This is a genomic window from Lentzea kentuckyensis, assembly GCF_002150765.1.
GTDB classification, from domain to species: Bacteria; Actinomycetota; Actinomycetes; order Mycobacteriales; family Pseudonocardiaceae; genus Lentzea; species Lentzea kentuckyensis.
This window is the reverse complement of record NZ_MUYM01000048.1, coordinates 10574-26164: the sequence shown is the minus strand read 5'-3', so window position 1 is coordinate 26164 and position 15591 is coordinate 10574. Positions and strand designations below refer to the sequence as shown.

The window sequence follows — 15591 nt, the reverse complement described above, 5'->3', positions numbered from 1 at the left end:
TTGTGCGCATTGTCTCCGCTCGGTTAGAAAGGTGGGCGTAATTCGCCGGGAGGTTAGGTGCCGATGAAGCGGAACAGCAGCAACACGATCATCATCGAAGCGGCCAGGGACCGGGTGTGGGCAGCGCTCACCGACACCGGCGAGCTCAACCGGTGGGAGACCACCGACGCCCACCTCGACCTGCGGGTCGGCGGGTCCTTTCTCTACGAGTACGCCTACGGGCCGTCTCGTCCCGGCACGTTCATGGTGGTCGACCCACCCCGGCGGCTCGTGCAGGACAACCTGGTGTTCAACGACAACGACAGCTACCACTACCTGAACACCATCGACCTCGAGGACCTGGACGACCGGCGCACGGCGGTGACGGTGCTGCTGGAGGGCTACGGGTCCGGGGTCGCCGAGCAGTGGCTGCGCGAGAGCATGGACCTCGGCTGGGCGACGGACCTCAAAGTGCTCAAGGCCTACGTCGAGGACGGCGAGGACATCAGGCCGGTCGTCTGGCAGGGCCTGCGCATGGGACTGCGGTACGTGAGCGCGGACGTCGTGACCGAGGGGCAGCGCGGCATCCAGGTGCTCGCCGTCGTCGACGGCGCGCCCGCGGCGGACGCGGGGCTGCGGCCGGGCGACGTGGTGGTGGCCCTGGACGACCGCGAGTTCGACGACTTCCGCGGCTTCCGCGCGTTGCTGAGCCCGTACAAGCCGGGGGACGGGGCGGTGTTCGGCGTGCTGCGCGACGGCATGCCGCACCGGGTGCCGCTCACCTTCGGCTCGGCGATGTAGAGGTGGTCGTGGTGCCCGCGATCGGTTACGAGGCCGTGGTGGTCGGCCTGTGCGAGGAACCGGACGTGCTCGTGCAGGACTTCAGCCTCCGGCACGCCAGCTGGGCCGTGCTCAGCACGGTGATGCTCAAACTCGTGCGCTACGACGACCGGTGGCGGCCGTGGCCCGAGCTCGCGACCGAGATCCCGACCCGCGCGAACGGCGGCTGGCGGGTCCTGCCGGACGGGCGCACCGAGGTGCGGTGGCGGCTGCGGGACGGCGTGCGGTGGCACGACGGACGTCCCGTCACCGCGCACGACGCCCTGTTCACCTACGAGCTGCTGAGCTCGACACCGCCCCCGTACCCGCACCACACGGTGATCGAGAGCATCAGCGAGATGCTCGTCCCTTCCGACGATCCGTTGACGCTCGTGGTGCGCTGGCGCGCCGACCGGCCGTTCGCTCCCTTCGAGGAGTGGGGGACCGTGCTGCCGAGACATCTGCTGGCCGGTGAGGACCTGCACCGCCAGGAAGTTCGTGACGTGCACCCGTTCCTGCGCGCACCGACGTACAACGGCGCGTACTGGTTCGAGGAGTGGGTGGAAGGCTCACACCTCAGCGTGCGCGCCAACGGCGAGCATCCGCGGGGATGTCCCGTGGTCGAGCGGATCGTCTTCCGCTTCTACCCGGGGCCGGAAGAGCTGCGGGAGGCGGTGATCGCGGGCGAGGTCGACGTGACCGACCTGACCTCGTTCAGCCCGGCGGACGGCGCCTACATCGCCGAGCGCGCACCTCAGGTGGAGGTGCGGTACACCGATTCCCTTCTGTGGGAACACATCGACTGCAACCTCGACGACCCGGTGCTGGCCGACCGCCGGGTGCGGCACGCGCTCGCGCACGCCATCGACGTCGAGGAGATCTCGCGGGAGCTGCACAGCGGCGTGCCGAAGCCGGCCTCCTCGTGGTTGCCGCCCAGCCATCCCGCGTACCAGCCGGCGGCGCAGACCTACCCGCACGACCCGGAACGGGCGCGGAACCTGTTGCGGGAGGCGGGTTTCACGGACGGGCCGGACGGCGTGCTCGTCGATCGCGCGGGCGAACCGCTGTCGCTGTCGCTGCTGACCACGAAACCGGCCGCGACGGGACGGTGGACCGCGTCGTCGACGAGGCCGGAGGCGGCGTTGATGCTGCAACGCCAGCTCGGCCGGGTGGGGGTGGACCTGCGCGTGGAGCTCGCGCCCGCCGACGAGGCGTTTCCGCGGTTCCGCCGGCGCCAGTTCCCGCACCTCGCCATGTTCGCGTGGTCGATGGGCATGGAGAGCAACGGTTACCTGCTCTGGCACTCGTCGAAGATCCCGGACGAGAACGAGTGGTACGGGATCAACGTGTGCGGATGGCGCGACGCCGAGAACGACGCTCTGCTCGATGCGATGACCACGGCCGAAGACGACCAACACCGGTGGGAGCTGATGCGGGCCCAACAACTCGTGTGGTCGCGTGAACTGCCGTCACTGCCGTTGTTCTTCCCGCCCGGTGTCACGACCGGTCACCGCGGCCTGAGCAACGTCCGGCCGGTCGGCATCTTCGGTTCGTACGTCACCTGGAACGCCTGGGAGTGGCGGTGGACCGAAGCGTCGTGATCGCGCGGGCACAGGGCACCGGCGTGCTCAACCCGATCCTCTACAGCGACCTGGCGACCGGCGAGGTGCTCAACCGGATCTTCGACCACCTCGTGCTCACCGATCGTGCCGGGCAGCACGTGCCGGGCCGGCTCCTGCGCGGGTGGACCCGGTCGCCGGATGGGCTGACCTGGGACTTCGAGCTGTTGCCCGAGGCGCGCTGGCACGACGGCCGCCAGGTGACCGCGCACGACGCGGTGTTCACGTTCGAGTCGATCCTCGATCCGGAGGTCGCGAGCGCGCGTCGTCCCGAGTTCCTCGTGCGGGGTGAGCCGATCCGCTTCTTCGCGGTGGATCCGGGACATCTGCGAGCCGTGCTGCCCGCGCCCTACGCGCCGTTCCTTTCGGCGCTGGCGTGGCGGCCGATCATTCCCCGGCACGTCTACGCGGACGGTCCGCTGCGCGACCACCCGGCCAACGCGGCGCCGGTCGGGTCCGGCGCGTTCCGGTTCGCCGGCCGTTCGGACTCCGAACTGGTGTTGCGTGCGCACACCGGTTACCACCTCGGCAGGCCACCGCTCGACGAGGTGGTGTGGCGGGTCGTGTCCGATCAGGACAGTGCGCTGGAGCAAGTGCTGACAGGACAGGCGGACTTCGTGCCCGGCCTGTCGCCGAGGCTCGCGGCCAGAGCCGAAGCCGCCGCGGAGGTCCGGCTGGTGCGCTCGCTCGACGCCGGCTTCACGTACCTGGGCTTCAACACCGGCCATCCGAAGTTCGCCGACCGGCGGGTGCGGCGCGCCCTGTGTCACGCCGTGGACCGGGCCGCGCTCGTCGCTCGGGTGCTGGGTGGCGAGGGACAGGTCGCGCATGGTCCGTTCGCTCCCGGCGGTTCGTGGTACCGCGACGACCTGCCGAGGTTCGAGCACGACCCGCGGCTCGCCCGGCACCTGCTGCGCGAGGCGGGGATCGGCGATCTCGCGTTCACGATCTCCACGGTCGAGGGCGACGAGGTCAAGCGGCAGACGGCAGAGCTGATCGCGACGCAGTGCGCCGAGATCGGGGTGGACGTGCGCATCGAGGCCCTGCCGATGGCGGACCTGCTGCACACCCGCGTGCGGACCCGTGAGTTCGAGGCGCTGGTGATGGCGCTGGTGCCGCACCCGGATCCGGCGTTCCTGCACGCGTTCTACCACTCGTCGATGCTCACGCCGGTCGGCTGGAACCGGCTCGCCTACCGCGACCGCCGGGTCGACCGCCTGCTCGACGCCGGCCAGACCGAACTGGACGTGGCCGCCCGCAAGGAGCTCGTCGGAGAGGCGCTGCGGACGATCGTCGCGGACGCCCCGCAGCTCTTCCTGTTCCACCCCGTCGTGGTGGACGCCGTGCGGGACACGGTGGTGATGCCGGAACTGCCGGAGACGGCGGCGAACCGGTTCATGTATCTGCACCAATGGCGGCTGGCTGGTTCCCGCGCAGATAGGCATCAATTGCGGTGAGCAATTCATCCGGTACCTGATCGGGAAGGAACCGCGCGCCGTCGCGCACCAGCCAGGCGAGTTGCTGTTCACCCCTGGCGACGAGTTCCTCGCCGTTCTCGCCGATGCGCCAGTACTCGAACAGCAGGGTGAGCCGGTTCGTGGTCACCTCGCCCGCGTGCATCCGCACCGCGACCTCGTCGAACGCCATCAGCTCGGCGAGGTACTCGCAGCCGCACCGCGTCGTCACGATCGCCTGCGAGGCGTCCAGCTCGGCGAACACCGAGGGTGCGTACGTGCGCAGGAACAGTTCCCGGCAGTGGCCCTGCCAGCGCACGTAGTGGGCGAAGTAGACGTTGCCGAGCAGGTTCGTCTCGTCGAGCGTGACCGTGTGCCGATACTCGTAGCGCGTTCGCATGACCATCGAATCTAGGTTGGTGTTCGCGTTTGAGTCAATGCTGCCGATATTGCTCCTTATATTGCGCGTTGACACTGCGAGGGGCATTTTCGGATACTTAGTTGGTCAGTCGACTAGGGGGTATTCGGTGAGTCGCCCGTCGGGTCTGAAGAAGTACTCTTCCGCATTCTTCGCGGTAATACTGATCTTTGTCGTCGCATTGTTCACGAGACTGCCGTCAGCCGCCGCCGGCGACCCGGCCGAGTTGCGCGACCGGTTCGCGTTCGACCGCACGCCGATCGCCTCGGTCGCGGTCGACGGCATGCGGACCGAGCGTCCGGTCGCCGCGGAGCTGGAGAAGATCTCCGCGTGGATCTCCGCGGTCGGCGCCGCCGTCGCGATGGGGGATCTCGACGGCAACGGCCGGGCCGACGACCTGTGCCTGTCCGACCCGAGAACGGACACGATCACGGTGTCGCCGGCCCACGCGACCGAGCGCTACCGGCCGTTCGTGCTCGACGTGGCGCCGCTGCACATGGACAGGACGATGGCGCCGATGGGCTGCCTGCCGTTGGACGTCGACGGCGATGCCGACACCGACGTGCTGACCTACTACTGGGGCCGCACACCGGTGTTGTTCCGCCACGACCCAGGTCCGTTCGGCCGTGGGGTCTTCACGCCGTCCGAACTCGTGCCCGACCGCGATCAGCGCTGGTACACCGACACGGTCCTGAGCACCGACGTCGACGGTGACGGCAAACTCGACCTGATCGTCGGCAACTACTTCCCCGACGGCGCCCGGCTGCTCGACCCCAGCGCGAAGTTCGAGCCGGCGACGCAGATGCAGGACTCGATGTCGCGGGCCTTCAACGGCGGGATCGACCGGATCTACCTCGGTGACGGCAAGGGCGGCTTCAGCGAGGCGCGCGACGTGCTCACACCGGACGCGGCCGCGGGATGGACTCTCGCCATCGGCGCACAGGACCTCAACGGAGACCTGTTGCCCGAGCTGTACTTCGCGCACGACTTCGGGCCGGACCGGCTGTTCGTGAACCGGTCGACGCCGGGCCGGGTCCGGCTCGCCGAGGTCCGCGGCGAGGCGGGCTTCGCCGTGCCGCGGTCGAAGCAGCTCGGCGTCGACTCGTTCAAGGGCATGGGAATCGACTTCGCCGACATGAACTCCGACGGGCACACGGACATGTTCGTCAGCAACATCTCCTGCGAGTTCGGTCTGATGGAGAGCAACTTCGCCTGGCTCAACACCGGCAGCGCGGACGATCTCGACGCCGGCCGCGCACCGTTCACCGACCGCAGCGAGGATCTCTCGCTGTCGCGCAGCGGATGGGGCTGGGACGCCAAGTTCGGCGACTTCGACAACGACTCCGTGCCGGAACTGGTGCAGTCGACCGGGTTCACCGAGGGCACAGCGAACCTGTGGCCACAGGTCTCCGAACTGGCCATGGCCAACGACGGACTGCTGCGGTACACGGGCGCGTGGATGAACCACACGCCGGGGTGGGAGCTCGCGGGCAACCAGGACGACCAGTTCTTCGTGCGCGGACCGGACGGCCGCTGGAGCAACGTCGCGGACGTGATCGGGCTGCGCGACGCCGGCGTGAGCCGGGGAGTCGCGACCGCGGACGTGAACGGCGACGGAAGACTCGATCTCGCGGTGGCCCGCCAGTGGGCCGAGTCGTTCTTCTACCTCAACCGCGGTACCGGCGACGAGCGCAGCACGGTGTTGCGGCTGCTCCTGCCGCAGGACGGGACCGCGTTCCGGATCGCAGGGGGAGACGAGGGCGACAAGCTGCGCGGCACGCCCGCGATCGGCGCGACGGCGACGGTCGTCCTCACCGACGGACGCAGGCTCACCGCCCAGGTCGACGGCGGCAACGGGCACGCCAGCGTGCGCAGCGCCGAGCTCCACTTCGGCCTCGGCACGGCGACGCCCGTCTCGGTCGAGCTCAGCTGGCGGGACGCCAAGGGCGCGGTCCGGCACCACACCTCGGCCGTGACGACAGGCCGTCACACCATCCTGTTGGGAGCGTGACATGGCGATCAAGGCGACGCGGCCCGCACAACCGCACGAGGTGATCGCGCCACCGGCGGCCGCCGCACCAGCCACTTCGGAGCCCGCCGCACCAGCACCTCCAGCGAGTGCGTTGGTGCCCAAGGACAAGCGGCTCGCGGCACTGCGGCGGTTCGCGACCACGATCACGATCTTCACCGTCGTGGGGCACCTGTGGCTCGGCCTGGAGACGCCGTGGGCGGCACCGGTGGTGTCCACCCTGACGTCCTACGCGGCCGCGCTGCTGCTGGAGATGATCGACGCGTGGGGACACGGTCGCCGCGCCGAGTACCGCGGCGGGGTGCTGCGGCTGGTGAACTTCCTGCTGCCCTCGCACATCGCGGGCATGGCGATCGCGCTGCTCATCTATCCGGGCGGCATGCTGTGGCCGTTCGCCTTCGCCGCGGTCGTCGCGGCGGGCGCCAAGTACCTGTGGCGCGCGCCGGTCAACGGGCGGATGCGGCACGTGTTCAACCCGTCGAACCTCGGCATCTCGGCCACCCTGGTGATCTTCCCGTGGGTCGGCATCGGCATGCCGTACCACTTCACCGCGACGTTCGGCGGTCCGCTCGACTGGATCATTCCCGCCCTGCTGCTGATGAGCGGGCTGATGATCAACACGCAGCTGACCGGCAAGTGGCCGCTGATCGCCGGCTGGGTCGGCGGGTTCGCCCTGCAGGCGATCCTGCGCGCGGTGTTCACCGACATCTCGGTGCTCGGCGCGCTCGCGCCGATGACGGGCGTCGCGTTCATCCTCTTCACCAACTACATGATCACCGATCCCGGCACGACGCCCACGGGGAAGCGCAACCAGGTGGCGTTCGGCCTGGCCAGCGCCGCCGCCTACGCGTTCTTCATGCTGATCCACGTCTCCTACGGGATCTTCTTCTGCCTCGTCGTGGTGTGTGCCGGCCGCGGTCTCTACCTGTGGGCCCGGCACACCCGCGCGAAGACGACCGAGAGGCGGCTGTCGTGACGGACGACGCGCTCGCGATCATCGGCATGGCCTGCCGCTACCCGGAGGCCGACGACCCGAGCCGGTTGTGGCGCAACGTGCTGAGCCAGCGCCGGTCGTTCCGCCGCCTGCCGGACGAGCGGCTGCGGCTGGCCGACTACCACTCGCCGGATCCGGCGGCACCGGACATGGTGTACTCCACCCACGCGGCGGTGCTGGAGGACTACGAGTTCGACCGGGTGCGTCACCGCGTCTCCGGTGCGACCTACCGGGCCACCGACCTCACGCACTGGCTGGCGCTCGACGTGGCGGGGGAGACGCTGGCCGACGCGGGCTTCCCCGGCTCGGTGCCGGTGGACCGCGAACGGGTCGGGGTCGTGCTCGGCAACACCCTGACCGGAGAGTTCTCCCGCACCTCCGTGCTGCGCCTCAGGTGGCCCTACGTCGGCAGGGTCGTCGCGAACGCACTGCGCGGCAAGGGATGGGAGGACCCGGACGTCACCGAGTTCCTCACCGAGCTCGAACGGGAGTTCAAGGCGCCGTTCGCGCCGATCGGCGAGGATTCGCTCAGCGGCGGGCTGTCCAACACCATCGCGGGCCGGATCTGCAACGAGTTCGACTTCAACGGCGGTGGCTTCACCGTCGACGGCGCGTGCGCGTCGTCGTTGCTCGCGGTGGTCAACGCCGCGCAGGCGTTGCGGCGGGGCGACCTCGATCTCGTGCTGGCGGGCGGGGTGGACCTGAGCCTCGACCCGTTCGAGCTCGTCGGGTTCGCGAAGACGCAGGCGCTGGCGACCGGCGTGATGCGCGTCTACGACCGGGCTTCCTCCGGCTTCTGGCCGGGCGAGGGGTGCGGCATCGTCGCGCTGGCCCGGCACTCGGACGCGGTCGCGTGGGGTGCCCGGATCCACGCGTTGATCCGCGGCTGGGGTGTGTCGTCGGACGGCGCGGGTGGACTCACCAGGCCGGAACGGGCCGGGCAGTTGCTCGCCCTGCGCCGTGCCTACGACATGGCCGGGTACGACATCGGGACGGTCGCCCTGTTCGAGGGCCACGGCACCGGCACCAGCCACGGCGACGCGGTCGAGCTCGCCGCGCTGAGCGAGGCCTGCCGGTCGGCCGGTGCCGCGCCCGGCGGCGCCGCGATCGGGACGATCAAGGCGAACATCGGTCACACCAAGGCGGCCGCCGGGGTGGCCGGACTGATCAAGGCGGTGCTGAGCGTGGACCGGCAGGTGTTGCCGCCGGTGACGGGGTGCGAGAACCCGCACGCCGAGCTGCTCGCCGCCGACGCGCCGCTGCGGGTGCTGCGCGAGCCGCGGGTGTGGCCGGCCGATCGGCCGGTGCGGGCCGGGGTGAGCGCGATGGGGTTCGGCGGGATCAACACCCACATCACCGTGGAGGGCGCCACGCCCGTCCGCCGCACGACGCTGACCGGCCGCGAACGGCTGCTCGCCCGCACCGCGCAGGACGTGGAGCTGATCCCGTTCGCCGCGGCGTCGCGGGACGAGCTGCTGGCCGAGGTGGCCGGGGTGCGCGCGGCCGCCCGCGGGATGAGCTTCGGGCAGGTGCGCGACCTCGCGACCGAGCGTGCTCCCGCCGATCTGCCGTGGCGGGCCGCGGTGCTCGCGGACAGCCCGGCCCAGCTCGTGACGCGCCTGGACGCGGTGCTCGCGGGGACGCCGTCGCCCGGCACCTGGCTGGGCGAGCACCGGCGGCCACCGCGCATCGGGTTCCTGTTCTCCGGCCAGGGATCGCCGACCCGGCTCGACGGCGCGGCGCTCGCCCGTCGCTTCCCCGTCGCGGCCGAGGTGTTCGCCGACGCGGGCCTGCGGGAGCCGGCCGACGGGAACCTCCGCGACACCGCGGTCGCCCAGCCCGCGATCACGACCTGCTCGGTCGCCGCGCTGGAGGTGCTGCGCGCGCTCGGCGTGGAGGCCGACGCGGCGATCGGCCACAGCCTCGGCGAGCTGACCGCGTTGCACTGGGCGGGCGTGTTGTCGAGACGAGCGCTGCTCGACGTGGTGACCGCACGCGGCCGGGCGATGGCCGACTGCCCCGGCAGCGGCGCGATGCTCGACGTCGCGGCGAGCGCGGCGAGCACCGCAGAGTTGCTCGACGGACTGGCCGCGGTGGTGGCGGCTCTCAACGGTCCCACCAGGACCGTGGTCTCCGGCGAGGCCGACGCCATCGCCGAGGTCGAGCGCAGGGCGGGCCGGCGCGGGATCCGGGTGACACGGTTGCGGGTGTCGCACGCGTTCCACTCGGCCCTCGTCGCCCCCGCGATCGAACCGCTGGCCGACGCGCTGGAGGAGGTGCCGTTCTCCGCTCCCGCACGGCAGGTCCTGTCCACCGTCACGGGAAACGCGCTCACACCGGACACCGACGTGCGCGCGCTGCTGTGCGACCAGGTCGTGCGGCCCGTGCGGTTCCACCCCGCGCTGCAGCGGCTGGGCGAGACCGACCTGCTGGTGGAGGTCGGCCCCGGCCGCGTCCTGGCCGACCTCACGGGTGCGGCCGCGGTCGATGCCGGCGCGCCCACCCTCGCCGGCCTGTTCTCGGTGCTGGCACAGGCTTTCGTGGCAGGTGCGCGGATCGCGTTCGACGTGCTGGCCGCGGGCCGAGAGCGCCCGGAGCGCCCGGCGCTGGAGCCACGGACGTTCCTGGCCAACCCGTGCGAAGTGGTGCCCCCGGCCGAGGACCTCGTCCCGGCACCGGTGGTGGTGCGCGACGAGGGCGGCGACGAGCTGACGTTGCTGCGCGGTCTGATCGCGGCCCAGGCGGAACTGCCCGTCGACGCGGTCGGCCAGGACGCGCGCCTGCTGACCGAGCTGCACCTGAACTCCATCACCCTGGTGCAGATAGCGAGCGAGGCGGCGGACCGGCTCGGCGTGCGCCCGCTCGACGAGGCCGTGTCGTTCGCGGACTCGACGGTGGCCGAGCTCGCCGCGCTGCTGGCGGCCTCACCACCGCACGACGGCACCTCGGGCGTGGTCTCGCCGGTCGTGCCGTGGGCCAGGACCTTCACCGTCAACTGGGTGAAGCAGTCACGCGGGCACGCGCGCACCACACCGTGCCGCTGGAACGTGGCCGTCGCGGACGACCACCCCCTCGCGCTTGGCGTGCGGGGTGCCTTCCGCTCGTCCGAACCCGCCGCGGCGAAGGGCGTCGTGGTCTGCCTGGATCCGAGACGCCGTCCTGCGGACGCCGAGCACCTGCTGACCGCGGTGCGCGAGGCGTGCGCTGACCCCGAGGTGACGCGCCTTGTGGTGGTGCAGCACGGCGGTGGCGGGGGAGGCATTGCGCGCTCGGTCGTGTTCGAACGTCCCGACCTTGTGGTGCGCGTGATCGACGTGGCGGTGGACGCCGCTGCGGAGTTGCTCGACGAGGCCCGTGTTGAGGCGGAGACCGGGGACGGGTTCGCGGAGGTCCGGCTGGGGTGGGGCGGGATCCACCGGTCCGGGCCGGTGCGGCAGGTGCCGGTGTTGGCGGTCGCTGATCGGGGTGGTGATCCGCTCGGCGACGGTGGTGTGCGGCAGGTGGCGGATCGGGGTGGTGAGTCGGTCGGCAACGGCGCCGTGCGGCAGGCGCCTGTGCCGGCTGCCGCTGACCGGAATGGTGACTCGCTCGGCGAGGGTGCTGTGCGGCAGGTGCCGGTGCTCGTCGCCGCTGACCGGAATGGTGATTTGGTCGGCGAGGGAGCTGTGCGGCAGTTGCCGATGCCGGCCGCCGCCCACCGAAACGGTGACCCGCTCGGCGAGGCCGCTGTGCTCGGTGCCGGCGATGTCCTTCTGGTAACGGGCGGCGGCAAGGGGATCGGTGCCGAAGCCGCACTGGCGCTGGCGCAACGCTGCGAGGCACGTGTCGCGTTGCTCGGCCGGTCCGCACCCGACGACCCCGAGGTCGCCGCCACGCTGGCCCGGTTCGACGCGCTCGGACTGAAGGCCCGGTACCTGAGTGCCGACGTCACCGATCACGCGGAGGTCGCGGCGGCGGTGGAGCAGGTGCGGCAGGACCTCGGTGAGCCGACGGCGATCCTGCACGCGGCCGGCACCAACCATCCCGCGTTGCTGCGCGATCTCGACGGCACGGCCCTGTCCGCCGCCCTCGCGCCGAAGGTCGTCGGGCTGTCGGCGGTGCTCGACTCGGTCGAACCGGAACGGCTGCGGCTGCTCGTGGCGTTCGGGTCGGTGATCGGCGAGATCGGCATGCGCGGCGAGGCGCACTACGCGCTTGCGAACGACTGGTTGCGGCTCGCGGTCGAAGAAGCCGCGCGACGTCTGCCGCGGTGCCGGTGCCGCACGATCGAGTGGTCCGTGTGGGCGTCGGCGGGCATGGGGGACCGGCTCGGCGTCCTGGACTCCCTCGTGCGCCGAGGGGTGATGCCGATGTCCACAGAGGACGCTCTGGCGTTGCTCACCAGGATCGTCGACGAGGACGACCTGCCCACGACCGTATTGGTGACCAGTCGGTTCGGGCTGCCGCCCACCGTCCGGTTCGCCGCTGCGCCCCTGCCGCCGTTGCGGTTCCTGGAGAAGACGGTGCTGCATTACCCAGGCACGGAACTCGTTGTGGACGCGGAGCTGTCGACCGCGACCGATCCCTACCTGCTCGACCACGCGCTGGGCGGGACACCGCTGTTGCCCGCGGTGACCGGTCTGGAGGCGATGGCACAGGTGGCGCACGCGCTCACCGGCCTGCCCGTCACCGGGTTCGCCGACGTCCGGCTCGCCCGACCGGTGACGGTGCCCGAGTCCGGTCGCACGATCAGACTCGCCGCCGTCGTGACCGCGCAGGGCGTCGAGGTGGCGTTGCGGTGCGGCGACGTCGACCACTTCCGGGCGCGGTGCCTGCTCACCGAGGTGTCCGCCATCGAACCCGTGGCAGCTGAGGAAGCGAGCCTCGTCGAGCAGCCGGACCTCTACGCGCGGCAGCTCTTCCACGGCCGCAGGTTCCAGCGCGTGCGCGGATATCGCGAGCTGCAGGCACGGCGCTGCGTCGCCGACATCGCGGTCGACGCCGGCGCGGCGTGGTTCAGCGCGTTCCTGCCGCCCCGGCTCGTGCTCGGCGACTTCGGTGCGCGGGACGCGTTCATCCACGCGGCGCAGGCCTGCGTGCCGCACCGGCGGGTGCTGCCCGTGGCGGTCGAGCGCATCGAACTGACCGGGCGCCACCACGGTGCCGTCGTGCGGGCGGTCGGTGTCGAGACGGACAGCGGACCGGACGAGCTGACCTACGACCTCACCGTGCACAACGCCGATGGCGAGGTGACCGAACGCTGGACCGGGCTGCGGTTGAGGATGGTCGAACCGCTGCCGCTGCCCGATTCCTGGGCACCTGAGATCGCGGCCGCGTACGCCCAGCGCCGGCTGGCGGAGCTCACCGGCCGGGACGTGCGGGTGCGGTCCGGCGACGGTGGGCTGGTCGTGCTCGACACCGCCCGGCGCGCTCCGGACCAGGACACGGACGACGGCTGGTCGGTGCGGGGCGGCGTGATCACCTGGCACGGCCGGGTCGACGGCGCGGACGTCGTGCTGCGCGTGCCGTCCGACGAGGGGGAGCAGGGTGGACCGGACACCACGTGAACCCGTGCGGGTGTTGTTGCTGGGCGGCAGCCTGACCGACCCCTCCCGCTCGGGAGCGCTGCTCGAGGTGGCGGCCGGGGCGGTGGTGGCCAAGGGCGGCGAGTCGCACCGGTGGCACCTGCACGGCACCGCGGGCGAGGACCGCGCCGAGGAACTGCGCGAGGCGGCGCGGGTCGCGGACGCGATCGTCCTGGTGACGCCGCAGTACCACAGCTCGTTCTCCGGCAGCCTGAAGCAACTGCTGGACCAGCTCGACTCCGGTCAGTTCGCGGGCAAGCCCGTGGGCCTGATGTCGACCAGGGGCGGGCAGGCGGTCATCGCCACCGAGCACCTGCGTTCGGTGGCGTCGGCGATGCGCGGCCTGGTGATCCCGACCGAGGTGGTCGCGCACGACAGCGACTTCCTGCGGATGGGGGACCGGTACGAGCTGACGACGCAGGAACTGTGCGAGCGGGTGCTCAGGTTCGTCGAGGAGTTGCTGTGGTTCGCCACGCGGTTGCGCGGGGCGGCCGAGTCCGGTGGCGAGACCAGCGACGGATCAGGGCCGCCGAAGCCGTGGGCGGGGCAGTTGTCGCCGGGCATCACCGCCGCCGTCGCGTTCATCCGGGAGAACTACGCCGAGCCGGATCTCACCCTGGACGCCGCGGCGAAGTGCGCGCACATGAGTCGCTTCCACTTCTCCCGCACCTTCAAGTCCCAGACCGGCAGGCGGTTCATCGACTTCGTGACCATGCTGCGGCTCAGCGGTGCCCGCAAGCTGTTGTCCGAGACCACCGATCCGGTCTCCGGCATCTGTCACGCCGTGGGATACCGCGATCTCGCGCACTTCGAGCGCACCTTCAAGTCGTGGTTCGCGATGTCACCGTCGGACTACCGCGCGAAGTACCGGACCGAGGTGAGGGTCGTCGTGCCACCGGCCGCTCTCGCCGCCAGAACCACGACGCTGAAGGCGGTGGGTCATGACAACGACGGCTGATACCCGCGAGCACGACCTGTGGCGCGAGTTCTTCGCCGACGACGACTACGTCCGCATGGTCGGGTCCATCCTGACCACCGAACGCACGGCCGCCGAGGTCGCCGCGCTGAGCGCGCTGCTCGGACTGGAACCGGGCTCCCGCGTGCTCGACCTCGGGTGCGGGCAGGGCCGCATCGCGGTGCCGCTCGCGGTGTCCGGCGCGGTCGTCACCGGGTGGGACGGCTGTGCGCCGCTGCTCGATGTCGCCGCTGCCGCCGCGCGTTCCGCCGGGGTGACGGTCGACTGGGTGCACGCCGATTTCGTGAACCTGGACCGGACGTCGGAGTTCGACGCCGCGTTCAACGTCGGCACCGCGCTGGGGTACGCCGCCGAGACCGACGACCGGGCGACCCTGGCCGCCGTGCGCGGGGCGCTGCGGCCGGACGGTGTGTTCGTGATCGACACGGAGAACCGGGAGCGCATGCTGTCGTCCGCGCGCAGGACGTGGTTCGAGCGGGCCGGCGACCTCGTGTGCTGCCAACGTGATTTCGACGTCGTGACCAGCCGGTGGCACGAGACGTTGCGCTGGACCACATCGGACGGCACCCGGCGTGAGCGGTCGTACAGCCTGCGTCTCTACGGCGCCACCGAGCTGGTGAACATGCTGCGGGACGCGGGTTTCCTCGGTGACGTGACCGTCCACGGCGGACTGGACGGCGCGCCGCACGCCGAGGGCAGTCCCCGGCTGGTGGTGCGCGCGTCGGTCAGCTGATCAGCTGACCGACGCGCGCCCGCGTCCCGTGCCGCCAGTGCTGGTAGAACGCCTCGCGCTGGTCGCGTCGCACGAGGTCGTCGCGGACCTCGTGCACGACGCGCACGGCATCGAGCACCCGCCGCCGGTGCTCGGGACCGGCGGCCGCGAGCTGTTCGTCGAACAACGGCCGGTCGGCCAGCTGGCGTGCCTCCCAGCCGAACGCGGCACCCTGCGCGAAGTCCGGCCTCAGCTCGGCGGGCACCTGGGCGAGCACGGTGTCGAACCCGTGCGGCGCGTCGAGCCAGCTGTAGGCGCAACCGAGTCCCAGGCCGCTCACGCAGTCGCCGCGATGGTCGGTGCCGAGCCGCTGGATCGTCGTGAGCGCCTGACCGATGTCTCCCATGTGGACGAACCACAGGCTGCGCCCGAAACCCTGGTGGCACACGTGGGAGCCGTCCTCGCCGTGCCGGGCGAACGCGGCCGTCCTCGCTCGCGAGCCGGCGTTGAGGAACCCGACGCGGAAGCCGAGCCCTTCGTAGGGCAGCAGCCGGTACCGGTGGTCGAGCCGCGCGGTGCAGGCGGCGATCGCCCGTGGCCGGCGGGCCGCGACCATGCCGAGCCACCAGCCGAGTCCCACGTAGTTCTGGTAGAGCGTCGCGGGCGTGAGTTCGTCGAGGTGGTCCGCGAACTCCGGCAGCGCGACCCCGTGCAGGTACGACCAGGGACCGAAGCCCATGCCCGCGCCCTCGTACGCGAACGGGCGGTAGAAACGAGGGACCTCGCTCACCGCCGTGTGCACCTCTGCCAGGCTTTCGGCGGTGGCCGCGGCGTTGTAGCCGACGAGGAACGAGCGGCCGATCGTCCGGACTCGGTCCCGCTGCCAGTCGCCGTCCAACGTGAACCGGGCCATCACGGGGTCGAGGAACGCGGGATCGCGCGTGAACAGAGGCCGGAGCGCCCGGCGGAGCACGGCGGGCTTGCGCACTGGCGCCGACACGAGCGGGATCACGGCTGCTCCTCCGGA

Annotated in this window: 10 protein-coding genes; 8 read left to right on the top strand and 2 right to left on the bottom strand. The window is 71.3% G+C overall.

What is annotated here, in order from left to right; translation table 11 throughout:
- Positions 1-63: 63 nt before the first annotated feature.
- Genes B0F77_RS49935 through B0F77_RS22480 form a run of 3 tightly spaced genes read left to right on the top strand, consistent with a single transcriptional unit; the run spans position 64 to position 3874 of the window.
- On the top strand, positions 64-780 hold the full coding sequence (locus tag B0F77_RS49935) for an SRPBCC family protein (RefSeq protein WP_143466855.1): 717 nt from the start codon (positions 64-66) through the stop codon (positions 778-780).
- Between the two features lie 11 nt (positions 781-791).
- The gene (locus B0F77_RS22485) at positions 792-2399 is read left to right on the top strand and encodes a peptide ABC transporter substrate-binding protein (protein WP_143466854.1); all 1608 of its coding nucleotides are present in this window, start codon (positions 792-794) and stop codon (positions 2397-2399) included.
- A complete protein-coding gene (locus B0F77_RS22480) occupies positions 2381-3874 on the top strand; it encodes an ABC transporter substrate-binding protein (protein ID WP_143466853.1) in 1494 nt (497 codons plus the stop codon). Before B0F77_RS22485 ends, B0F77_RS22480 begins: the two co-directional genes overlap by 19 nt.
- Here the strand turns inward: B0F77_RS22480 and B0F77_RS22475 are convergent.
- Positions 3813-4277, bottom strand: coding sequence for an acyl-CoA thioesterase (locus B0F77_RS22475; RefSeq protein WP_211293933.1), 465 nt, complete (start codon positions 4275-4277; stop codon positions 3813-3815). The two genes, B0F77_RS22480 and B0F77_RS22475, sit on opposite strands and share 62 nt — an antisense overlap.
- Before the next feature lie 193 nt (positions 4278-4470).
- Between B0F77_RS22475 and B0F77_RS22470 the strand changes: the two genes are divergently transcribed.
- Genes B0F77_RS22470 through B0F77_RS22450 form a run of 5 tightly spaced genes read left to right on the top strand, consistent with a single transcriptional unit; the run spans position 4471 to position 14585 of the window.
- The gene (locus tag B0F77_RS22470) at positions 4471-6300 is read left to right on the top strand and encodes a CRTAC1 family protein (protein WP_143466852.1); all 1830 of its coding nucleotides are present in this window, start codon (positions 4471-4473) and stop codon (positions 6298-6300) included.
- Between the two features lies 1 nt (position 6301).
- Entirely contained in the window at positions 6302-7294 is a 993-nt protein-coding gene (locus B0F77_RS22465; RefSeq protein ID WP_211293932.1) for an enediyne biosynthesis protein UnbU, read from the top strand.
- Positions 7291-12858: a type I polyketide synthase gene (locus tag B0F77_RS22460; protein WP_143466851.1), complete on the top strand. Its 5568-nt coding sequence runs from the start codon at positions 7291-7293 to the stop codon at positions 12856-12858. Before B0F77_RS22465 ends, B0F77_RS22460 begins: the two co-directional genes overlap by 4 nt.
- The gene (locus B0F77_RS22455) at positions 12839-13834 is read left to right on the top strand and encodes an NAD(P)H-dependent oxidoreductase (RefSeq protein ID WP_086664929.1); all 996 of its coding nucleotides are present in this window, start codon (positions 12839-12841) and stop codon (positions 13832-13834) included. The genes B0F77_RS22460 and B0F77_RS22455 overlap by 20 nt, the downstream gene beginning before the upstream one ends.
- Positions 13818-14585, top strand: coding sequence for a class I SAM-dependent methyltransferase (locus tag B0F77_RS22450; RefSeq protein WP_086664928.1), 768 nt, complete (start codon positions 13818-13820; stop codon positions 14583-14585). The genes B0F77_RS22455 and B0F77_RS22450 overlap by 17 nt, the downstream gene beginning before the upstream one ends.
- On the opposite strand, the gene B0F77_RS22445 is transcribed toward B0F77_RS22450, so the two are convergent.
- Positions 14578-15576, bottom strand: a complete 999-nt coding sequence (locus B0F77_RS22445) for a DUF1702 family protein (RefSeq protein ID WP_086664927.1) — start codon at positions 15574-15576, stop codon at positions 14578-14580. The two genes, B0F77_RS22450 and B0F77_RS22445, sit on opposite strands and share 8 nt — an antisense overlap.
- Positions 15577-15591: the final 15 nt, after the last annotated feature.